Below are 21920 nucleotides of genomic sequence, written 5' to 3'. Positions count from 1 at the left end.
GGTGCTGATGGGTAGTAGGAAGTAGACAGTAGGAAGTGGGTAGTTATGGATAGTGTAGTTTTAAAAGTTGAGCATTTGAAGAAGTCCTTTGGCGATAACCACGTTCTTAAGGATATTTCCTTCGACCTGAAGGAAGGCGAAGTTCTTTCTATCATTGGCCCCTCTGGTAGCGGCAAGTCTACGCTTCTCCGCTGTATTACCCAGCTGGAAACCATGAATGCCGGTACGGTTTGCGTGAATGGCAAGGACATGGTTGTGGGTGTGGACAAGAAGGGCGTTGCCAAGTACGCTCCTGCCAGTGTCCTTCGCGAAATTCGTTTGTCTACAGGTCTGGTTTTCCAGAACTTCAATCTATTCCCGCACTTGACGGTGCTTCAGAATTTGACCATCGCGCCTATCCGCGTTCTGGGAATGGATCGTGAAGAAGCTCGCAAGCGTGGCCGCGAACTACTTAAGCAGATGGGACTTGAAACCAAGGAAAAGGCTTACCCCTGTGAACTTTCCGGTGGCCAGCAGCAGCGTGTATCCATTGCCCGCGCCTTGGCCATGCAGCCCAAGATTCTGTTCTTTGATGAACCCACTAGTGCTCTGGATCCGGAACTGACCGGCGAAGTGCTGAAGATTATCAAGGGCCTTGCCGACCAGAAGATGACCATGGTTATCGTGACCCACGAAATGGCCTTTGCCCGTGATGTTGCGAATAAAGTAATCTTTATGGACCAGGGTGTGATTGTGGAACAGGGCTCTCCTGATTTTGTATTCAACCAGTCCGGTAATGAACGCCTTGCTAGCTTCCTGAGCCGATTTGCTCAAGGTTAGTGAATCCTGCACAAAGTTTGCTTGTTGCATAACTTGAAAATGAAATAGAAAAGCGTCGGGGTAAGACCTCGACGCTTTTGCTTTTAAGAGTTGTCTGACAACTAACGTGCCCGGGCGCTCCAGCGTTTTTTGAAGCGGGGCTCGTCGAGAACCTTTGCCCAGATGAAGCCGCGGCGGATTTCGAACTTGTCAAGATTGCGTGTGTGGACGTGGTTGTCTGCACTGGCTAGACAAGGTTCCCCGATAGCTTCATTCATGTCAGGAGACGTTCCCTGACCAGCCTGCTCACGTAGTTGCCGGGCTCGCTCTTCAAGTTCTGCCAATTCCTTTTGGTGCTTCAGCTCGGCTTCACGACGTTCTTGGAGGGATGCTTCCTGGGCGGCTGCAGCCTGCTGTTCTTCCGCTTCGCGCTGTAATCGCTTGAAGTGGTTGTCTAGCTCAACCTTGTCGTGGACAAGAAGGTCGCAATCTCCATCGCCCATGTCGCGGCCAACGATGCGCTTTGCCTGAAGTTCCGCAAGAACCTGCTGGGCAATCCGCTCAGAAAAACCGAAAGCTTCCTGCAGTAAATCAACGCTGACGTATTCCCACTGGACGACAGACTCGGCGATTTCGCTGAAGGTGTATTCTCCGGGCTTCGCCGGCGTGACGACTGGCAGGCCCACGTCTTCCTCATCATCCTCTACTTCGGGAGATGGCGGAACGTAGGTGCCTTGGGATGCATCTCGTTGAGCTTCCTCAAATTGTCGAATAAGATCTTGCAGGGAACGGGGCTTTGTATGGCTAGTCTGTTCTTCCTGCTGTTCATTATCGAATTCGTCGTCAGGAGGAATTTCCCGATGTTGATCCTGTTGTTTCTTTTTACCTGCAGCAACCTTCTTGATGACAATATCAAGAACGTAGATGCCGATAAGAATGAGTAAACCTTCCATATGAGTTATTAGGTTATAGGTTAAAGGATAAAGGTTAAAGGATTGCTAATTTGAATTTCTTGATTTCGCAGACTTTAAGCCAGAAAGCATTTTGGCAATTTCTTCCGTTTTGCATTCAATGGATGTGAGTTGCTCTTTGGAAATGTAATTCAAAAGAGCAGCGATTTCCAATTGGCTTTGTGCTTCCATCAGAGATCCAAAACTTATTTCCAAAAAATGGATCGAATCTTTGGTAGACGTTCTGCCAGAGCCTTCTGCAATGTTTGATGTTACAGAAACTGCGGCTCGTTGAATTTGGTTTGTCAAAGCGAATTTCTCTGCAGTTGGAAATGTTGACGTAAGATTATATACGTCTATAACCCATTGCAAAGATTTTTGATAAACCTTAAGTTTCCTGTAGGCGAACATCTTTAACCTTTATCCTTTCTACTTTACGCTACTTGGCAGCTTCGCTGCCAGTCCCGATTTCCTTACGCATCTGGGTGTCGGCTTCGATGTTCTTCATGTTGTAATAGTCCATGACGCCAAGCTTTCCGTCGCGGAGGGCGGTTGCCATGGCCATAGGAATCTGGGCTTCAGCTTCAACTAGCTTAGCCTTCATTTCCATGACCTTGGCCTTCATTTCCTGTTCGGCGGCGAATGCCATGGCGCGGCGTTCTTCCGCCTTAGCCTGAGCGATCTTCTTGTCAGCTTCTGCACGGTCGGTTTCGAGGATTGCACCGATGTTCTGACCAACGTCAACGTCGGCAATATCGATGGAGAGAATTTCGAATGCGGTACCTGCGTCGAGGCCGGATGCCAGCACCTTCTTGGAAATCATGTTGGGGTTTTCAAGAACTTCCTTGTGGCTCTGTGCAGAACCAATGGAAGACACGATACCTTCGCCAACACGGGCGATAACGGTTTCTTCACCAGCACCACCAACCAGCTTCTGGATGCTTGCACGGACGGTAATACGGGTAACAGCGTGAAGCTGGATACCATCCAGAGCCACAGCGGAAACCTTGGGCGTTGTAATAACCTTGGGATTCACGGACATCTGGACGGCTTCAAGAACGTTACGACCGGCAAGGTCGATAGCCGCAGCTTCCTTGAAGTCCAGTTTGATGTTTGCCTTGTTGGCTGCAATGAGAGCCTGGATTACGCGGAGCACGTTACCGCGAGAAAGGAAGTGGGCTTCCAGCAAGTTGGTGTCTACAGGGAGGCCAGCCTTGCAGCTAAGAATGCGGGCTTCCACGATCACCTGGGGTGGCACTTTACGGAGGCGCATACCGATGAGCTGGAAGATGCTGACGTTTGCCCTGGAGAACAAGGCCTGAAGCCAGAGGCTAAAGAACTTGCCGATAAAGGCGAGAAGAATGATGACGACGATGGCGGCAATGACAATGCCTACGGTTACGAGTGTATCCATGATATTTCTCCGTAAAGAAGAGGTTGTTTTCAATTATAAATTATGAATTATGAATTATGAGAAAAAGTAAGGCGGCGCAGCCGCGATTATAGATTTTGTAATTCGTACTTAGTACATCATAATTCGTCGTTTACGACGACCCAAATGTGACCTTCCTGCACTGCGTCTACCTTGATGTTCTGACCGGCCTCAATGATTTCACCTTTTGTATGAACATCATAAAGTTTGACGCTCCCGTCAGGCAATGTAAAGGAGGCTTGTCCAACGGGACGTAAGAATGTCTTTGCAACTCCGACATCGCCAACGTGAATTTCGCTGACCGCTTCCGTGGGGGAGGAGGCTGTTTCCAAATCAGTTTTCAACATAGGAGTCCAGCCTTCAGGTAGTAATGGAATAATGTATTTGCTTGCCGCAATGGGGAATATGAGTGCGATTGCCGCACAGCAAAGCATGTAGAATAATCCGAATAGCCAGGGAAGGGCATCAAAGGTTTCTTCAGTAGCTTCGGGAACGTATTCGGGAATATTGGCAGGATCATAGCTAAAGGCAAGGGCTAGAATCATGCAGATAATGCCACCTACGCCAAAGAGGAACGTTCCTGGCATTACAAAAATTTCAACTAGGAAAAGGGCTACGCCTGCAATCAGGAGAATGGCGGGGAACATTCCGTCTAGCTGAGGTGCGAACTGTCCTAGGAACACCACGGCAATCAATGCGATACCGACAATTCCAAAAACTCCAAAACCAGGAGTCTTGAACTCAATGTACAGGGCGCCGAATCCAAGAATTAATAGCAATCCGCTAATGGCGGCAATGGCGCTGGCGATGTCTTCTCCCAGGGTCGTTTCTACTTCACTACGACTTTCGATGAAAAGAGTCTTTTCGAATTCATTGCGGCTCTTGAAGGTTCCCTGAGAAAAACCCAGTTCTAGAGCTTCCTTGTCCGTCATGGTCAGAAGTTCTCCTTCCTTTACAAGAATCTTGGGTGCACCCCAGAATTCGATGTCCTTCTGACTTAGAACTTCATACTTTGCGGCTTCAATAATCATGGACGTATCTCGTTCGGTCTTCTTACCGGCATCCAATGTCGTGCTGAGCTCAAGAATAGCTAGTTCCGGTGTTACAAAGGCAGAACTGAGTAGCTCGGGGTAACCATTTTTCTGGGCCAGGTTGCGGAACTTGGCGCGGAGAGGGGACTGAATCTTTTCTCCCACAATCTGCGGGGTGCCGTCTCCGTTCTGTACGATGGGCGCGCAGTCGCCGATGGTGGTGGCTTCCATCATATAAAGCTTGCTGCAGGCAAGAGCGATAAGGCTGCCCGCACTGATGGCTTTCTTCTTTACAAAGGCGATGGTTTGTGGACCTTGAATCGCCATGATGGTGTCTACCAGGTCGAATGCGGCGTCAAGTCGGCCACCAAAGGTGTTGATTTCAAAAATGATGTAGTCCGGATTTTCCTTTAAGGCGTCGCCAATGGCGCGGGCGCAGAAGTCGTACATGGCGGGCTCCACGTCGCCTTCCAGCTTGATCCAGACGGCGTGCTTTTTTGCTGTGGCTTCGCCTAAGGAATCCGTCTTGTTGAGACGTTCCAGGATGGCGGAATCGGATGGCTCGCCTTTTGCCAACTTGGAAATCTCGGTTACTGCGGCCTCGGTTGCAGCGATTTTCTTTTCAATATTTTCTGAAACCTTGTTGTGCAAAGTGTCGGCTATACTTTGAACGTTGGCGAAAGCAAATGCCGAGAAAATAGCTAAAGAGACCAGGATTTTAGATAAAAGTTTCATACTCCTAATGTATAAAGTTTTATTGACAAAAAAATGTCATTTGAGAGGTATTTTAATGGAAAAGCTATTTTTATTGACAAAAAAATCCCCGTTTCCGGGGATTTTCGTTAACAAAACTTTGATTTAACTACAGGTATGCCAGAACTTGCAGCAGACGCTTCTTGGCGGGGCCGTCGTTCAGGGGCAGGAACAGCTCCTTGGCGAAGGACTTCATGAGCATCTTCTTGGCGGTTTCGGCGGGGATGCCGCGGCTGGTCAAGTAGAACATCTGGTCGGCGTCAAGTTCGCCGCAGGTATTACCGTGGGTACATTCCACATCGTCGTGGTAAATCTTCAGCACGGGCTTTACGGAAACGCTGGATTCGTCACCTAGGAGAATGGAATTCACCAGCTGGCTGGAATTTACCTGGCTGCATCCGTTACCCACAATGACGCTGCCGTCGTAGCTGACGTAGGACTTTTCGTCAAGCAGGTTGCGGGCGAACTGGGAACTGACGGTGTTGGGTGCGTTATGACGGATGGTCAGGCGCTGATGTTTGCTGGCGGAGCCCTTCAACACGCTGAGAGAACGGTAGTCGAAGTTGGCGCCTTCGCCGTTCAAGTCTACGTCAATGCTGATGCGGCCAATGCCTGCGTCCTGCAGGATGTTGGAAAAGTGAACTGTAGAATTTGCGGACTGCTTAATCGCGAAATGGCGGAACTGCAGCGGCAGTTCGTTTGCGGGGTTGGCAAAGAAGATTTCCAGCTCAGCGCCTTCTTCCACGTTAATGTCGAAGCGCTCGGCGGCAATTTCGTGCTCCACCTTGTTGTCCAGAATTTCCAGGGAGACCTTGGCGTTCTTCCCGATGTTGAAAATGCTGTGACCGAAGTCGTCACGGCTCTTGATGAGGCCCATTTCGGTTTCGCCTGCGGCAAAATCCTTCTTCATGGCGGGAGCGGATTTTGCGATGGGCAGAAGGGCTGCAATGTCGGTTTCGGCGGCAATGCCGAAGTCGGCGCATTCCACAGCGGCGCTGTTCGCGACGATCCCACCAGCAGCGGTGCTATCGGCATCCACTACAGATGGAATCTTATGGACCGGGAAGAAACTCCACAGCTCGTTGTTGCGCTTGGGCATGCCAAGGGCGTTGATGCGAGCCTGGGCGGCCTGTGCTAATTCAGAATTCATATAGCTCATTTGGCCCTCGATTACTTTTCTTCGATCCAGTCGTAGCCCTGTTCTTCCAGCTTCAAAGCCAGTTCAGGACCGCCGCTTAGGATAATCTTGCCATGGCGCAGCACATGAACGTAGGTGGGCTTGATGTAATCCAGCAGGCGCTGGTAATGGGTCACCAGAATCACTGCCTTTTCGGGACTCATGATGTGGTTGATGCCGTTTGCCACAATGCGCAGGGCATCAATGTCCAGGCCGGAGTCGGTTTCGTCCAGGAAGGAAACCTTGGGGTCGAGAATTGCCATCTGGAGGATTTCGTTACGCTTCTTTTCGCCGCCGGAGTAACCTTCGTTGACGCCACGGTCGCGGTAGCGGTCGTCCATTTCCAAAAGCCGCATCTTTTCTTCGCAAAGCTTCTTGAAGTCCGCGTCGCTCATTTCCGGGAGGCCCAGGAAGTTCCGCTTGGAGTTAAGCGCCATCTTCAAAAATTCCACGTTGTTCACGCCGGGAATTTCGGTGGGGTACTGGGTGCTGATGAACAAGCCGGAATTGGCGCGTTCGCAAATTTCCATGTCCAGGAGGTTCTTGCCGTCAAGTTCTACGACGCCGTCGTTGACGGTGTAAGCCGGATGGCCTGCGATGACCTTTGAAAGGGTGCTCTTGCCACTTCCGTTGGGGCCCATGATGGCGTGGACTTCACCGGGCTTTACTTCCAGGTTGATGCCCTTCAAAATCTGGGTGCCGTCTTCGATGCTTGCCTTAAGATTCTTGATGCTTAACATTTTTTCCTCTTTATTTATAAAGTCTGCGTTCCTTGTTTGCGAACCCCAAAATAATCAATACCCATTGTCGGGGATGGCCGCTTGGAACTTCATCAACATGCTTCGACTTTTGACCACCTGGTCTGCAAAGGCGTTGATGTCAATTTTTTCGGTGCTGTAGAGCTGGTTGATTTTTTGCATTCCCTGGGTGAACTTGGACATCTGCATTCTGATTTCAACGGCGTCGTTGGAGTTCAGGGGAATCATGCGTTTTTGCCTGTCGCAAAGTTTTGTAGAAAGCACCGTCAGGGTCTGGTAGAATTCCTTGATTTCCTGGGGGGACTTCCACTGCTCTTCGGGGAGGCCTTCCAGGAACAGTCGCAGTTCCGGAGAGAAGTTCTCGTACAAAAGTTGGGGAGAGTGGTAACCCGATTCCAGGTAGATGGCCACGGTGGAACTGATGAAATCTTCTACGACGCGGGATTCAAAAAGTTGGATGCCGCTGGTGGCCCAGTCCATGTCGAAGTATTCTGCGGCTCGGTCCATCAAGGTGGGGTTGCGCAGAATCAGGTTGGCGAAGCGTACTTCCATGGGCGGGATCATGGCCCAGTCGATGCTTGCTTCCTGCTCCAACTGAGGGATGACTTCGTCCTGGGAGTTGGAACTTGCCACGGGGCGAGGAGCCTTGTAGGCGGGCTTGATGCTCTTGACGTGTGCCAGGGAACGGTCTGTATTGTAACGTTCCGAAATAAGTTTGAGATATTGATTCTGCAGTTCGCGATCGTCTATACTTTTAACCAAGCTCTTGACGTAGCTGACGAATTCCGCCCTTTCTTCGGGGGTGCGGGGGTTGCGTTCCATGGCCAGATAGTTGAGCCAGTCTTCGGCTTGGGTGAGTGCCTGCCTGAAGGCGTCGGGACCCTGTTCGTTTACGAAGTTGTCGGGGTCGATTTTGGTGCCGTCGGGCCGGGACAGTGCAAAAACGCGGGGGGCGATTCCCTTGGGCAACACGATTTCCAAACTGCGGAGGGTTGCCTTTTTGCCTGCGGCGTCACCGTCAAAAACCAGGTAGGCGGTCTTGGCGTAGCGAGAAAGGATGTTGGCGTGATTTTCGGTGAGGGCGGTTCCCGATGCGGCCACCACGTTGGTGACGCCGCCCTGATAGAGACTCATCAGGTCGAAGTAGCCTTCCACGATGATGACGGATTTTTCCTTGGCGATGCTTACGCGGCTGTGGTTGAATCCGAAGAGGATGTCGCTTTTGTGGTAGGTGGCTGATTCCGGGCTGTTCATGTACTTGGCCGGGGAATTGCCAGAGAGGTCGCGTCCTCCGAATGCCACTACGATTCCGGACTGGTTCTGGATGGCTATCATCAGACGGTCGCGGAACTTGTCAGACACTCCGCCGTTTTCGCGTTCCACGGCGAGACCTGCCTTGACGCAGTCCAGGGGAGAAAATCCGTTCTTGACTGCATATCCGATAAAACCTTCGCGGCCATCGGGAGCGTAGCCGATGTGGAACAGTTTGCGTGTCTCTTCGGTAATGTGTCGGTTGGCCAGGTATTCCAGGGCCTTCTGGCTCATGGACAGCTGACTTTCAAACCATTGGCAAGCCAGCTCGTTTAGCTTGCGGACCATGGCCCGCTCTTCGGAAACCTCGGCGTTCTCGTTATCTAGCTGGGGGAGGGCGAAACCAACATAGTTGGCGACCCATTCCACGGCCCCTCTAAAGTCTAGCTTTTCATGTTCGCGTACGAACTTAAAAACGTCACCGCCGGCTCCGCAGGCGAAGCACTTGTAAATCCCGATGGTGGGATTGACGCTCATGGAAGGGGAACGGTCGTCATGAAAAGGACAGCGCCCCACATAGCGGCCGTTGCCGGAACGTTTCAACGGCAAAAAGTTCTCGATGACCTGCGCAATATCTGCGTGGCTCTTCAGCTCTCGAATAATGTCATCGGAATAAAACGGCACAGGCCAAATTTAGTAAAAGCCGAGAGTCGTGACTGGCAAGCTCGCTTGCCAGGCATGACCGAGGCCCCCTAAATGCAAGCGCAGCTTGCCGCTTTTAGTCGCGTTATAATTTCCTCAGCGTCGCTGAAGGCGCAGACGGGAAGGCTCAATGCTTGCTTCGTTGCCTTTTGGGCGTTGGGTGTAATGGGTTGCGTTTCTTCGCCGACCATTTCGCGGAAGCATTTTTGCTGGGATAGCGTGTTTGGGTAATGAATACAGTAAGGAATGCCCTGACTCTTCAATATTTCAATAAATTTGTCGCGTTTTTCTAACAACAACGTGTACTGGGCGTATGTACTTTCGTTTGTTTGTTCTATGAACTGCGGGTTTACTCCGCAAACTTTTTTTATGAAGTCAGGTAAACTGAAAAAATCGTCGTACTTACGGGCGTTTTCTCGCCTTACTGCCAGTTCATCTTTTAAATGTCTCAGCTTTACTCGGAGAATTGCTGCCTGGAAAGCGTCTAGGCGACTGTTTAGACCGAGGATTTCGTGATTGTAGTGCCCCTTGCTGCCGTGGTTGGCCAGCATTCGCATTTTTTCGGCCAGTTGGCTGTCTCGAGTGAACATGGCCCCGCCGTCTCCGTAACAGCCAAGAGGCTTGGTGGGGTAGAAACTTGTAATGGAAATGTCGCCCAAGGTGCAAGCCGTCTGGTTCCCGCACTTGGCTCCGTAAGCCTGGGCTGCGTCTTCCAGCAGCCAGAGTCCGTGCTTGTCGGAAATTCTGCGCAGTTCTTCGAAGGGGGCGCACTGCCCGAATAAATCCACTCCGATAATGCCGACGGTCCTATCTGTTATAAGGCTTCTAACGCTTTCGGGGTCGATCTGCAACGTCTGGTTGTTGATGTCGGCGAATCGCGGGGTTCCGCCCAACAGTGCGACGCATTCCGCCGGAGCGATAAACGTAAAGTCCGGAACGATGACCTCGTCCCCTGGTTTGAGCCCCAATGCCATAAGCGCAATGGTGATGGCGTCGGTGCCGCTTCCGCAGGAAATGGCCTGCAAATCGGGGAGCCCGATGTAATCGACCAGCTCTTTTTCTAGATTGTCTACCTGAGGGCCGCCGATAAAGCAGCCGCTATCCAGCACTTCTTTCTCGGCCTCGAGGAACTCGTTTTTGTAGAAATCACGCTGTTTTTGCAGGTTTACGAAGGGAATCATGGCCCTAAAAGTAGAAATTTTTGAACACCCCTTGAAAAGTTTCAAACATTTACTAACTTTGTGCCAACATTTTTAAGTAGGTTTTCACCCGGAGATAATAAGGTGCCTCAACACAAATCTTGCAAAAAGCGTTTGCTTCAGGCCGAAAAGGCCAATGCCATGAACCGTTCTACCCGTTCCGCCATCCGTACCGCTCTCAAGGCTGTGCGTTCTGCTTCCACCAAGGAAGAAGCCCTCAAGGTTATGCCGGAACTGTTTAGCATGCTGGACAAGGCTGCTGCAAAGCATCGCGCTGGCTTCTGCGCAAACCGCGCTGCCAACTACAAGGCTAAGGCCGCTAAGGTCATCAACAGCCTCGCTTAATTTTTAGTTAAGTGCTTAAGGTTTAGCCGATACAGGAAACTGTATCGGCCTTTCCTGTTTTTACCTATTTTCTATTAATTGTCTTTCCCATGTATGCGGAACTTGTCCCGCGCTCCCCTTTTTACGTAAAATTTTCTTTTTTTTGCCGAAATACTTGCTTTTAGACGTTTCAATTCATCCTTTGATTGTTAAAAACATTTCTTTTTTTGTTAAATTATCAACGATTAATTGAAAATCTGAGTATTCAGGGATTTGTAATGTCGTCAATAAATTTTGCTACACGTGAGATTAGTTGTAAAGTTGTTTACTACGGTCCGGGCTTGAGCGGAAAGACCACCAATTTGCAGGTGATCCACCAGAAGATGCCGCAAGACAAGCGTACGGACATGGTCTCCTTGGCTACCGAAGGTGATCGAACCTTGTTCTTCGACTTCCTTCCGCTGAACCTGGGTGACATTAAGGGTTTCAAGACCCGCTTCCAGCTTTATACCGTGCCCGGTCAGGTGTACTACAATAGTACCCGTAAGCTGGTGCTTCGCGGTGTGGATGGTATCGTGTTCGTGGCTGACTCCCAGCGTTCCCGTCAGGCCGAAAACCTGGAAAGCTTGCAGAACCTTAGACAGAACCTGCAGGACTACGGCATGGACCTGGACGATATGCCTTTCGTGCTTCAGTACAACAAGCGCGACATGGAAAACGTCTTTACTCTTGAAGAACTGAATGCTGAACTGAATCAGCGCAACGTGCCTTTCTTCCCGGCAACTGCCCATAACGGTAAGGGCGTGGTTACTACCCTGAAGACCATCGCTATGCTGGTGATTGAAAAGTTCAACGTCAAGCAGGGCTTCCTCCGCCAGGCTGCCGCCAATGCAAACAACGCTGGCGTTCACGATGTGTCCCTGACCAAGGATGGTGTTTCCGTTAAGGAAGCAACCGCCCAGCCGGCACAGGCCGCCGCCCCTGCATCTCCGTTCCGCATGCCCTCTTTCGCAGCCAAGCCGCCTGCAGCTGGTGGTGCTGCCGCTCCTGCATCTGCCGGTGGTGGTCTATTCCAGAAGGGAGCCACATCTTCCCCCTTCGGTCGCCCCCGCGCTGCAGCCCCGGTTCCCCGTATGCCCACCTTTGGTCGTGATGTAGCAAAGCCCAACAACGAGGCTGACGACGAAATCGAACTGCGTCCTTACGTTCCCAAGAAGAAGGACTAATCTGATTTTTAAGGAATCTACTCATGAGTGATTTTACCATTTATTCTGATGATGCTGACAAAGTCCGCCGTTTGATGTCTGCCTATCAGGCTAGCATTAAGGCCGAATACATTGTGCTCTGCCACCGCGATGGTTCCATTATTGCAGAAGTGGGTTCCATTGGTGTCGATGCCACTCCGCTGGCAGTGCTGAGCACCGCTTCCTTTGACTCCGCCAAGCAGGTGGGTCTCATGTTGGGTGGCGAAAATTTCAACTCTGTCTCTTATGTTGGCGACAATCGTTCCATCTACATTTCCCCTGTAGACCAGGCCTTGCTCCTTGTGCAGATCTTCCCGGGCAACCATCTGCCCAACCGCATCGAGGACTTCAACCGCCTGTTGGTCGAAAAGCTGGTGGATGCCGTTCCTGCATTTACCCAGAATACCAGCCGACTGGTCCGCTAGTTTGGTCTAGTTAGTTTGTCGGGTATTCCGTGGCAAAGGCTACCGCATTACGTAATTTGAGAAAGACGACAATCATTGTGGTTGCCGTCTTTTTCGGCTTCTTGGTGCATCGTATTGTGGCCTTCTGCCTGGATGATGTTTCTATTAGCTCCTCCGCCGACGCAGAACTTTCCCTTGCTCAGAGTGTGGTTTGCAGCCATATCGTGAACGGTTCCCCTTTCGGTGTAGATAGCGTTTTTGAAGAAGGCACTCGCCTTTACTATTACTCCACCTTGTCCACGTCTGTAAAGTTGGAATCCGATACCTTGTTGCATATTTGGTACAACGGGGCGGATACGGTCCAGAAGTCAAATTGCATTGTTTCTATGGGCGTTTGCCATACGACCATTGTCCCAAAACTTCTGAAACCGGGTGAGTGGAGTGTTGACCTGGCGGCAGGTCGAAAGCTTCTGTCGACTCAGCAGTTCCTTGTGGAACCCGTCCGTAGGTAGCCTTTATGTCCCGCCCATTGCGTTTGGGACGGCTTCGCCTGCTCTTTTTACTTTCCCTTATAAATTTTGCGTTTGCAATGAATGTTGATTCATTGCCTGTGTGGGACCCCTCCATTCTTGTACGAAGTAATGGGGACGCAATAAGTACCGCTAACGGTTTGGGTTCCGTGGATGAATCATCGGAAAATGTTCGTCATGATTCCGTCGAAACCCACGGCTATAAGACCATGCAGATTACGGTGGGCGATGGCGGCACCCAGGTGGATCAGGAACTGCGCCTCTCTATAACGGGGCGTCTCGCCGACAGCGTATGGATTGACGCCCTGCTTTCGGATGTGGGCCGCAAGGCGGGTGACCAGACGACTGCAACTTTGCGGGAAGTGGACCAGGTTTATTTCCGCGTGGAATCGCCCCGTTATTTTTTGCATCTGGGGGATTTGAACTGGGTCGACAATTCCTTGGAACTGTATTCCGTTGAACGGAGTAGCCTTGGAGCCATGGGTGGTGTGCGTGGTGATTTCGGTGGGGGGTACACTGAGGTTCGTGGCGTTGTTGGCACCGACGAGGTTCAACATTTTAGACGAACTCTGAATGGTGTCAGCGGTCAGCGCGAGGGGTATTCCCTGGATGCGTCTGGTGGCTTTGTAGCCATTGTGCCCCAGTCCGAAACGGTCTGGATGAATGGGGTGAAGCTGACCCGCGGTGTAGACTATCTGGTGAATTATGCTGGCGGTATGCTGGATTTCAAGGGTTCCATTGTTCCTAGCTTTGATGATGAAATTCGGGTGGAGTACGACGCCTACGAAGATGACAACATTTATTCTCTGAAGGGGGCTGCCGCCAGTTATAGGCATCCCAACTTGTATCTTGATCTTTCCATGTTCCAGTTGGAGAACGATGTGGACCGTTTGCGTCGCGGCGTGTGGACGGACGAAGATTACAATTTGTTGAAGTCTGACCGCGGAGAAGTTTTTGTTCGTGATGATTCCCTGAGGGCTTTACGTCGCCCCGATCGTAGCGCTCGTATGGGGGCCCGCCTTCGCGTTCAGCAGAACCGGCAATTCTACGCAGACTTGGAAGTGGCTCTGAACAAGAGCGATTCCAATACGGTTTCTGATCATGTGGGTGGGCCGGAAGGCAAGGCGTTCCGCTGGTTTGTAACGACGGACTCCACCAGGGACTTGCTGCATTTCCCGTTGGCCATGGATGTTTACGGCAACCGCATTATGGAAGGCTATGATGTTACGGAGTTCCGCAGCATAAATTCGGACTGGGATCCATACATTTTGCAGGACCAGTGGGATTTGGCCTACGGTGGTTCCGCATTCTTGGATGACGACTTGCTTTACGACGAGGTAAAATTCCGCACGGCCTTTGGAAATGGCTGGTTCGGGAATGCCCTTTGGGGGTACCGCCGAAACGATGGGGAAGAATGGAATTCCTCGAGGGCGAAAATTTCGTTGCAACATCGGAATAGAAACTCCCTAAGTGAAGTGGCCTTGATTCGTGTGGCTAGTACCGCAGACCGGAATATGGAACGTTACCAGGGAACCGCTTCCGCTGAATTTTTACAGGGCTTTGTACGCCCCTTTGGCAGCGGCGATTTCCGCTACACGCGAATTGATGAAACTTCTGATGTGGCAGGAATTGACGGTGGCGTGGGAGCGATTCATAATGAAGTCCTGTACGGAAAATCCACAGGCGGTTTCGGGATGTATTTTGACAAAGGCTTCTTGCGTGAAAGTGCAGGAGGTCGAATCGCCTGTCGCAGGGGCGATACCTATGGCAATGAATGGGCGGATTCCTTGCGGTCGGCCATGTGGTTGCAGGAAGCGAATTACGGAGCCCGTTACTTTAGTTTGAATCACCTGCTGCAGTATGAACGTATTGCCCGCGATTCCTCCGAGGGGGAAAATAGCTGGGTGGGGGAATTGAATTCCCGAATGGGTGGTGACGAAATTGGCCTGACGGGAAACGTCACTTATAAAATCGGTCTGACAGAAGAGCAAATTTATACGGCTGTGTATAAGGCGGTGGCGCCTGGTACCGGAGATGTGCGCTATGATAGCCTGACGGGAACGTTTATCGAGGGAGTCGACAATGGCGATTTCGTTTATGACGGTATGGGACGTAATGATTCCGTGGGGGCCGTTCTTTCGTCGGACGCCTCCTTCGGATTTGATTTCCGCTGGAATCCCGGTGTGTCTCTTGGTGTAAAACGAGGAATTTTGCGTGATGTTACTTTTGGCGGTTCCTGGAATGGAGAAGGTAGCGATACGACAGGACGCACTTTGTATTTCCCTCCGGTCACTGCAGCCGCCTTGCGCCGAACCACTTCGGGACGCATCAACATGGAAGGTCTGGTGGAATGGGAACATCCGTCGGGTGTTAGTCTCGCTTATAAACCGGGTGCCTCCTTTGACAAAAAACTCAGCTCCATTTCATATTTCGAAACGGTCTATTCCCATGAAATCGAAACGGGCTATCGCATAAATCCTGATCACTTTGTTGGGGCGGACCTGTTGATGGAAGATGATGAACTTTCTGCATTGCAAATTTGGAACTGGAACATCTATGATGTTTCTTTGAAATATCGGTTTGATTTCTTGAACGGATTTTTCGTTCAGCCTCTAGGCCGTTACCGCCAGGGAACTGGAGCTGATGATCTTGATAATGATTTTGAAGCTGACCTTTGGGAAGGCGCTTTTAGAGTCGGATATAACAAGCAAAAAAAAGTGGATGCCTTTGCGAATTTTTCTGTAATCCAGGTGGACGACCGGGGGGATTACATCCCCTATCAGGTCCTGTCCGGTTATAGTGATGGCCGTACCTATCGTTTTGAATTCTCCCTTTCCATTGACATGAATGATTTTATTTCTCTGGGCTGCCATTACATTTTGCGCTTTGGTAACTCCGAGGAAAATGTTTTCCAGAAACTCAGCACAGAAGCCAGAGCGGTGTTTTAACAGTTAATAGTGATGAGTTGGTGTCATTCTGAGCGAAGAATCTAGTATCTCATAATTTGTATCTTATATTTCGTTGCCTTGATTAGATTATTCTTGACATTTCTTCTTTTGGTGAGCATTGCCTTTGGTGGTGAATGTCGTATTTCTGACGTGGTGTGGAATGGCTACCACGAGATGGCTGATGAAGCTGATGCTGCGAATCTTGTTGGAATTCCCTGCGAAGGTTTGAACGGCCCCGTCTGGAAAAACACCTCTCGAAAAATCCAGGAACGTTATGAAAATGGCGGATTCCTTGCTGCAAGTCTTGTTGGCGAACTTTTGGAAAATCCTGCTGACTCCAGTGAGGCAACGAATACCGCTGTATTACTGTTGGACTTGAATCGTGGCAGTGCCTGGGTGTGGGGACCTGCAGAAAATATGGATTCTACCGGAACCAAACCTGAAGTGTTCCGTAAATTGACAGGACTGGAAGTTGGCTCCTATGTTTCCCCCAGAGATCTGGAGCGGGCTAATTATAAACTTGCCCGTGTGGGGTACTTTGAAGAAGTGGGTAAACCCCGCATGTATCGAGATGCCTACCGGAACCGTATCATTCCCGTGTTCAATATGCGGGCTGCAGCCATGTCCGAGGCGGAAGCCTTGCTGACTTATTCCAGCGAAACTGACTTGTGGGAAGGTAATGTCAACGTGTCGCTGTACAACATTTTGGGGACAGCCCGCGACCTACAACTGGAAGGTTATACAGCCGCAGATTCCCGCCGTCTGGATGGCTCTTACAAGGAACCCTGGATTTTTGGCTCTGCCTGGAACGTTATTGCCCGCGGCTATTTTGACGAAGATTCCTCAACCCGCGAAGCTTACGGCGAAGTGGGCATTAGCCGCGATATCGGTTTTGATTTTACCATTGGGGTCTTTGTAGGAATCGGTGATAATGAAAAGACGTCCTCGTTGGAGTTGACCTACACGTCCCTTGACCGGTTTGCTTTACCTCGTAGCGGAACCAAATTTTATGGACTTGCCTCTTGGAATTTTTCTCGTCCCGATTCCCTGGATCATTACTTGAAGGTGCGAGGCTCCCTGGTGCGCTATGTACCGGTTTACGCAAACTGGATTACAAGATTCAGTGGTGCCGCCGGTGGAATATTCGCTCCCGATGCTGACCTTGATCGTCAAGATCTATTTGCCTTGGGAGGCATGAACGATTTTCGTGGAATGGATTATCGATTCCTGCGTAGTCGGGCCTATGGCTATACCGAGTTCGCTTTGCTTTGGCAGGATGGTTATGACCTGAGCATTGAAGGCTTCTATATGCCGGGCTTGTATCGCGCTCCTCGTCCGGATCATGGCTGGAAGCGTGAACAGGAATACGGCTTGGCCTTTACTCAGTATCGCAAGAATTGGAGCGTCAATTTTTATTATGCCCTTCGCAATGGCGAAAGCTACTTGGATGGTATTGTGGGCGTCGGTGTCAAAACGCTGTTCTAGAATTTGAATTGAAAAAGAAAAAAGGCTTGAGTGGAAAACTCAAGCCTTTCGCATATCCGAAGGTAGAAAATGTTAGAACCAGTAGGTTACAGTAAACTGCATCTGGTAATTCTGAATATCGACTTCGGAAGAACCGAGGGGGCCCAGGTCTAGATCGTCAAACACATTGGTAAGACCGAGAATGTAACGGAAGCCTACGTCAATGTTCGGGGATACGTCATAGCCGAGACCGAATACCAAGCTGAATTCAAAGGTGTTCTTCTTGTACATGTCGTCGAGGAGGTTGCTTGCTGCGCTAGATGCTCCGTAGCCATAGTCATAGTCATAGTCGTTCCAACCATAGTCGTCATCGTCCCAATCATCTTCGTAGAGACCGCTGCTAGAAACATCCCAGGAACCAGACAGGATCAAGGCAATCTGCGGACCTGCTTCTACGTAGAGGTTCATGACTGGGGTATAGTGGAAGAGAACGGGAACGTCAATGGCCCATGCGGTGTAAGAAACATCGTCGTTACCAACGCGACGCAGGTCCAAGGTGACTTCGGGGATGACGGATGCCTTTTCGGAAAGGGCAATCTTTGCTGCAACACCGGCGTTAAAACCTACGCTCATGCCTCCGTCAGTGGTGGCTTCACCAGACATACAGTCGGTAAGGTTAAGGGCTGCGTGGCCGCCAAACTAAATGTTCTGTGCGCTGGCGAAAGATGCTGCACAGGCGGCTGCTACTAGAAGTTTTTTGAACATAAGTTCTCCTTGTTTGATTGGTTAGCGAAATGTAGATCGTTTATTTCTTCTTTGTGAATTTAAGTGAAGACATTCCGTTTGTAGTTTGAACTTTTACTACATAAACTCCCTGATTTAGGATTTCTAAATTCATGACGGGATATTCAAAACCTGTTTTAGAATAAACCTTATTTCCGAGGGCGTCATATATAACGATTGACTTTACTTCGTGGATGTCGCCTGTGTAAATGAGGTTGTTTTCCGCAAATTTGACTGTTACACTGGCGTTGTCTAAAATTTTCGCAAACGAAGCCTCGCTGGTATCCTTACCAGGATCTATAGTTGGTTCTTCCTTGTACATGTCCGGGTTGTATGTTGCCACAATTTTATAAATGGTGGTCTTGCTGCTATCTGCGGAATGGAAGTCAAAGTCAATGGTGTCGCTTAAGTCATATTCATGGAAAATTTTATAATTCTCAGAATAGGATTTATGTGGGCCGGCAAAAACGATGGTTGCTCGCTTCAAGTTTATTTCGAAGGGGAGGTCTACGTGAACAATCTTGTTTTCCTGATCAATTTTACCTTCAAAATATGCAAGCCCGGCTTCGATAAAGAATGACTTTAGTTCGGCAACATCCTGTTCTTCAGCCTTGTGAACAACATTTGCTGAAAGAACTGTTCGTTTGTTGATTTCATTGTAGGTTATAATTGAAAGTACACTTCCCTGACCCCATACGGGGTAATCGTAGTTTGTGGGTTCATAAGAATATGTGGCGAATGGATTGGGCATTGCGACATAGAGGTCATAGTCGCTATAGTTTATACTTGACCTTTTATCAGCCAGGTTTATGCTGAACTTTTGACTCGTTGCGTTGGAAGTTGCTGCAATGGCAGAGAAATTTTTGTTGTCGGTGAGGTCTACAACGTAAATGCCAGAGACGCTGTTATCTGGCCAGACCTTTGGCTGTCTAACAACTTTAAGGGCATAAGTCTTTTTATCGTAGTCTTTAGTCAGTGTAGCATACATGCCGGATGTACCGTACATTTTCCCGGTAATAGTCAAGGTGATGTTCGTATCGGGAAGAGAAAATGTTCTTTCGCAATTTCTCCAAAAGGTGTTCTCGACTAAAAAATCATCTCCTGAACCGCAGGCAAACAGTTTTGCAACGGGCGTTCCCTTGTAGGGAAGGTCGTAAATAATCTTTCCCGTGTCGTTGGGAGATTCCGGGTCATAAATGGTTCTTGGGTAGATGTATTCCTGTTTTGCTGTGTCGATCATGAGCAATTGGCTCAAGTAGTTGTTTTCTTCTATGACGTCAACAAATTTGAATTTGTAATAGTGAATAGGACTTCCGTTTTGTGCAATGACTTCTACAACTGTGTTTTCTAGATCGATGGGGGTATTGAACAAGTCAACACTGATTGGCTCGCCATTCTTATACCAATTCCTTTTCGCCAAGCCGGAAAATTTTAATCCGGCGTAGTTTGAATTTGATCTGCCGGCACTGTATCGGCCATACAAATTATGACGAATGGAATCTGGTACCCATTTGTAAAGCTTTAACTCGACCAACCCTGTGTCGCCAGAATTTTGGGGATGGGTGATTTTTGTTCCCTCTGTGCAGTATGTGCCTTGTTTAGCCAAGGTACTTTTTGTAACATCAATAATGGGGGAGTCTGAATATGTTTGGTACCACTGATAAACTTTGCTTTCTGAACAGAAGTCAAAAACATTGACAATTGCCGCATTGGTATCGCCTGGGGTTCGGCTTATGTTTAGGACGATGTCTTTGGTGCTGAGTCCGCTTTTGGACTTGAATGTATAGGTAACAGGCCCCTTGCTAAAATCTTGTGCGGTACTGGGAGTGACCGAACTGTATAATCCCGTAAAGTAAGGGGTTATGCTTTCCATCTTTGCAGTGAACGGTACCGTGAAGTAGATGGTGTCGTTGCTTCTGACGTAATTGGTATAATCGCTTGTCACGTTGGCTTTTGTAACGATAACATCACTTGGGCCGCCAATGGCAATAGAATTGATGGATACACTACATTCCTTTGTAGAGGAAGTTTGTGCCTGGAAGGCTATTTTAGAGTAGTCACATTCGATTGACAACGCCTGACCACTTGAGAAGGCTCCGATTTCGTACCAGTAGCCGTCGTAATAGCCATAGGCGGCAAGACTGTTGCTTCCACAGGTACCGCCGTAATTGACGATGCCGGTAAGGTAACCTTCGCATGTTTCATTCGGGGTGACTGTCAAGCCAGAGGAGAACTCTGAACCGGTGATGGTTGTGGTCACGTAGCCTTTTTCCTTTACCCAAGGAGTCCAGGATTTCTGGTCCAATTCAAACTTGGCGTTGGTGGTGGTGTAACCGTCTGTCTTTTCGTAAAAACTGAGGGATACCGATGCGAAGGACATGCCTGCGGCAAGACCTAGCGTTAAGGCTATTTTGCGACAATCCATAAAAACTCCAGAGTTCAGTCTTTACAAATGTAAGTTTTTTTTTACAAAAACAAGGGGTTTGGTATACCTAGCAAATACTAAAAAAAGAAATCCTTGTTACACAAGGTCCTTCCTAAAAAATTTTACGTCAAAAAAGGGCTTTGTTAAAAATTTGGATGTCATATGATTCAATGTGAATCATATGGGATGATTTCTAGATCAATCCCGCCATGTATACCGGCAGGTAGGTGAATCCGTCCTTGACTTCCAAATTCTTTGTGTAGACGATGAACTTGTCCCTCAGCTTTAGCTGGGGGAACACGAAAGTCAATTTTTTTTTTTTTGTCTGTTTATTTTACCGAAAAATGAAAATCTTTTTGGCTAGTTTTTCACGAATTTTAAAAATCTTTAGCAAAAATCACGAAAAATACAAATCTTTTTGTATGTTTCTTCACGAATTTTAAAAATCTCTCTTTTTGTAGAGGGGTTTATTCGTTGTCGTCTTCCAACTGCTCCCCGATGGAGCGGAACATCGGGTCCCATGTCATTTTGCCGGCGTCATCCGGGCGCGCCCATTCGGCTTCGCCATCGTTCATCCACATTCTAAGCTTAGTCATTTTAACAGTACAAGAGGTTTCGTCACCGGTAACGTGGATCCAATATTTAAAACTGAGGTTTAATTTCTGAGCAGAGACTGAGCCATGCCCATTGTATGTTTGGATGTTGCCCGTTACAACCGACATGGCCTTGAATTTCTCTGTCACCAGTTTTCCTTTTTTTGTTCATCCTTGGCAATAGGAATTTTTTCATAAGGTTTTCCTTGCGTATAATTTTTACACTTTCTTTGTTAGGGGAAACATCTGCAGGTTGATTCGAAACACTTGATTGATGTTCTTGGCGGCGGAAGTGATGGCTGTGATTCGGTCGCGACAATCCTCCAGTTCGGCGGTTACTTTCTTGTAGGTTTCCTCATCGCAGCCGCAGGTGATTCCTAGAAAGTGGCGTTCGTCCTTTGAAAACTTGCCGATGGCTTTTTCGGCGAGAGCTGCCATTTGACGCTGCATTTCGCGCATGGCGCGGGGGAGGCTTTCCTTGGAACCGGTCACGTTGGCGTCCGTTTGCGTGTAGCGACCCTTTTCATCTTTTTCCAGGAAGCCGGCTTTCACCAAAAACTGCAGAGTGTTTTCAACATCTTCAGCGCAAATTTTTTCGTGGCAGACATCTGCGATTTTCTTGGATCTTGCTCCTGGCATCAAAGGGGCCAATTCACGAAGGACAGGGTACTTCCAGGATTCGTAAAAAACATAAGCATCGGCATCGATAATGCGGGCTTTTGACTTGCGGGCCTTTTTGCGCAATTCCAAAGTCAGTGCTTTCCGGTCGGCTTCGTTAGTGGTGTTGTCTATGGCGACCATCAGCTCAAAGAAATCCTGTTCGCTGACGGACAACTTCATTACGGCTGCAACGAATCCCGCCCTTTTCTTGCTTAGCTTGCTTTTTCCGTCGCAAACAAGCTTTAGGTAGTTGGGGGAGGCAAATCCTGCTAATTTGTTGAATTCACGCCAGGAGAAAGCGGAATGTTTTTTGCGTTCCTCAAAATAATCCCTGATGTAATCTCGATAGTCACTGTATCCAAAGATGGGTTTCATGGATTTGAATATAGTTTTTTGATTTGTCAATTCGGATTTTGAAAATGTGCAGCGAAATTGACTTTGGAATAAATTCTTGAAAAACGTTTTTCTATATGATTCACGATGAATCATATAGA

At 49.0% G+C, this 21920-nt stretch carries 17 protein-coding genes and 2 pseudogenes; 7 read left to right on the top strand and 12 right to left on the bottom strand.

Features of this window, described 5'->3' with window-relative positions; genetic code table 11:
- The first annotated feature begins 45 nt into the window (after positions 1–45).
- Positions 46–819: an amino acid ABC transporter ATP-binding protein gene (locus BUB73_RS10430; RefSeq protein ID WP_073285556.1), complete on the top strand. Its 774-nt coding sequence runs from the start codon at positions 46–48 to the stop codon at positions 817–819.
- Between the two features lie 101 nt (positions 820–920).
- On the opposite strand, the gene BUB73_RS10425 is transcribed toward BUB73_RS10430, so the two are convergent.
- From BUB73_RS10425 to BUB73_RS10385, 8 genes are all read right to left on the bottom strand, one after another.
- Positions 921–1751: a hypothetical protein gene (locus BUB73_RS10425; RefSeq protein WP_073285554.1), complete on the bottom strand. Its 831-nt coding sequence runs from the start codon at positions 1749–1751 to the stop codon at positions 921–923.
- Between the two features lie 45 nt (positions 1752–1796).
- On the bottom strand, positions 1797–2159 hold the full coding sequence (locus tag BUB73_RS10420; RefSeq protein WP_073161385.1) for a four helix bundle protein: 363 nt from the start codon (positions 2157–2159) through the stop codon (positions 1797–1799).
- Between the two features lie 28 nt (positions 2160–2187).
- Complete coding sequence (floA, locus tag BUB73_RS10415) at positions 2188–3162, bottom strand: flotillin-like protein FloA (protein WP_073161384.1); 975 nt, start codon at positions 3160–3162, stop codon at positions 2188–2190.
- 116 nt (positions 3163–3278) lie between these two features.
- Positions 3279–4946, bottom strand: a complete 1668-nt coding sequence (locus BUB73_RS10410) for an NfeD family protein (protein ID WP_254795022.1) — start codon at positions 4944–4946, stop codon at positions 3279–3281.
- Positions 4947–5073: 127 nt separating this feature from the next.
- Positions 5074–6114: a SufB/SufD family protein gene (locus BUB73_RS10400; RefSeq protein WP_073285609.1), complete on the bottom strand. Its 1041-nt coding sequence runs from the start codon at positions 6112–6114 to the stop codon at positions 5074–5076.
- Between the two features lie 20 nt (positions 6115–6134).
- On the bottom strand, positions 6135–6881 hold the full coding sequence (sufC, locus tag BUB73_RS10395; RefSeq protein ID WP_073285552.1) for a Fe-S cluster assembly ATPase SufC: 747 nt from the start codon (positions 6879–6881) through the stop codon (positions 6135–6137).
- Between the two features lie 54 nt (positions 6882–6935).
- Entirely contained in the window at positions 6936–8834 is a 1899-nt protein-coding gene (gene dnaG / locus BUB73_RS10390) for a DNA primase (protein WP_073285549.1), read from the bottom strand.
- A 68-nt stretch (positions 8835–8902) separates the two neighbouring features.
- The gene (locus BUB73_RS10385) at positions 8903–10033 is read right to left on the bottom strand and encodes a DegT/DnrJ/EryC1/StrS family aminotransferase (RefSeq protein WP_073285546.1); all 1131 of its coding nucleotides are present in this window, start codon (positions 10031–10033) and stop codon (positions 8903–8905) included.
- A 60-nt stretch (positions 10034–10093) separates the two neighbouring features.
- On the opposite strand from BUB73_RS10385, the gene rpsT reads away from it, so the two are divergent.
- The 6 genes and pseudogenes from rpsT (at position 10094) to BUB73_RS10355 (ending at position 16986) form a co-directional block, all read left to right on the top strand.
- Positions 10094–10396, top strand: a complete 303-nt coding sequence (rpsT, locus tag BUB73_RS10380; RefSeq protein WP_349292358.1) for a 30S ribosomal protein S20 — start codon at positions 10094–10096, stop codon at positions 10394–10396.
- A gap of 257 nt (positions 10397–10653) precedes the next feature.
- Positions 10654–11217: pseudogene (locus BUB73_RS18000) on the top strand (ATP/GTP-binding protein); the annotation flags it as partial.
- A gap of 407 nt (positions 11218–11624) precedes the next feature.
- A complete protein-coding gene (locus tag BUB73_RS10370; RefSeq protein ID WP_073161377.1) occupies positions 11625–12044 on the top strand; it encodes a roadblock/LC7 domain-containing protein in 420 nt (139 codons plus the stop codon).
- Between the two features lie 29 nt (positions 12045–12073).
- Positions 12074–12535 carry a hypothetical protein gene (locus BUB73_RS10365; protein ID WP_073161376.1) on the top strand — a complete coding sequence of 154 codons (462 nt, stop codon included), beginning with the start codon at positions 12074–12076 and terminating at the stop codon, positions 12533–12535.
- Positions 12536–12612: 77 nt separating this feature from the next.
- Positions 12613–15501, top strand: coding sequence for a hypothetical protein (locus tag BUB73_RS10360; RefSeq protein ID WP_254795021.1), 2889 nt, complete (start codon positions 12613–12615; stop codon positions 15499–15501).
- A 93-nt stretch (positions 15502–15594) separates the two neighbouring features.
- Positions 15595–16986: a BamA/TamA family outer membrane protein gene (locus BUB73_RS10355; protein ID WP_175552207.1), complete on the top strand. Its 1392-nt coding sequence runs from the start codon at positions 15595–15597 to the stop codon at positions 16984–16986.
- A gap of 72 nt (positions 16987–17058) precedes the next feature.
- On the opposite strand, the pseudogene BUB73_RS10350 reads toward BUB73_RS10355, so the two are convergent.
- The 4 genes and pseudogenes from BUB73_RS10350 to BUB73_RS10335 form a co-directional block, all read right to left on the bottom strand.
- Positions 17059–17649: pseudogene (locus tag BUB73_RS10350) on the bottom strand (porin family protein); the annotation flags it as partial.
- A 121-nt stretch (positions 17650–17770) separates the two neighbouring features.
- Positions 17771–20173, bottom strand: a complete 2403-nt coding sequence (locus BUB73_RS10345; RefSeq protein ID WP_083539742.1) for a T9SS type A sorting domain-containing protein — start codon at positions 20171–20173, stop codon at positions 17771–17773.
- Between the two features lie 467 nt (positions 20174–20640).
- On the bottom strand, positions 20641–20769 hold the full coding sequence (locus BUB73_RS17840; protein WP_256374937.1) for a hypothetical protein: 129 nt from the start codon (positions 20767–20769) through the stop codon (positions 20641–20643).
- A gap of 216 nt (positions 20770–20985) precedes the next feature.
- Positions 20986–21801 carry a TIGR02147 family protein gene (locus BUB73_RS10335; RefSeq protein WP_073285528.1) on the bottom strand — a complete coding sequence of 272 codons (816 nt, stop codon included), beginning with the start codon at positions 21799–21801 and terminating at the stop codon, positions 20986–20988.
- Positions 21802–21920: the final 119 nt, after the last annotated feature.

The organism is Fibrobacter sp. UWH6 (assembly GCF_900142465.1).
In the GTDB taxonomy this organism is placed as follows: Bacteria; Fibrobacterota; Fibrobacteria; order Fibrobacterales; family Fibrobacteraceae; genus Fibrobacter.
The sequence above is the reverse complement of the archived record's forward strand: the minus strand, read 5'-3'. Positions and strand labels throughout refer to the sequence as shown.

Bases quoted from the DNA above. Each gene is read 5' to 3' on its own strand.
- BUB73_RS10410 (WP_254795022.1), bottom strand. From the start codon at position 4,946: ATGAAACTTTTATCTAAAATCCTGGTCTCTTTAGCTATTTTCTCGGCA.
- floA (WP_073161384.1), bottom strand. From the start codon at position 3,162: ATGGATACACTCGTAACCGTAGGCATTGTCATTGCCGCCATCGTCGTC.
- BUB73_RS10400 (WP_073285609.1), bottom strand. From the start codon at position 6,114: ATGAATTCTGAATTAGCACAGGCCGCCCAGGCTCGCATCAACGCCCTT.
- BUB73_RS10425 (WP_073285554.1), bottom strand. From the start codon at position 1,751: ATGGAAGGTTTACTCATTCTTATCGGCATCTACGTTCTTGATATTGTC.
- BUB73_RS10430 (WP_073285556.1), top strand. From the start codon at position 46: ATGGATAGTGTAGTTTTAAAAGTTGAGCATTTGAAGAAGTCCTTTGGC.
- BUB73_RS17840 (WP_256374937.1), bottom strand. From the start codon at position 20,769: ATGACTAAGCTTAGAATGTGGATGAACGATGGCGAAGCCGAATGGGCG.
- BUB73_RS10345 (WP_083539742.1), bottom strand. From the start codon at position 20,173: ATGGATTGTCGCAAAATAGCCTTAACGCTAGGTCTTGCCGCAGGCATG.
- BUB73_RS10385 (WP_073285546.1), bottom strand. From the start codon at position 10,033: ATGATTCCCTTCGTAAACCTGCAAAAACAGCGTGATTTCTACAAAAAC.
- BUB73_RS10370 (WP_073161377.1), top strand. From the start codon at position 11,625: ATGAGTGATTTTACCATTTATTCTGATGATGCTGACAAAGTCCGCCGT.
- sufC (WP_073285552.1), bottom strand. From the start codon at position 6,881: ATGTTAAGCATCAAGAATCTTAAGGCAAGCATCGAAGACGGCACCCAG.
- BUB73_RS10335 (WP_073285528.1), bottom strand. From the start codon at position 21,801: ATGAAACCCATCTTTGGATACAGTGACTATCGAGATTACATCAGGGAT.
- BUB73_RS10360 (WP_254795021.1), top strand. From the start codon at position 12,613: ATGAATGTTGATTCATTGCCTGTGTGGGACCCCTCCATTCTTGTACGA.
- BUB73_RS10420 (WP_073161385.1), bottom strand. From the start codon at position 2,159: ATGTTCGCCTACAGGAAACTTAAGGTTTATCAAAAATCTTTGCAATGG.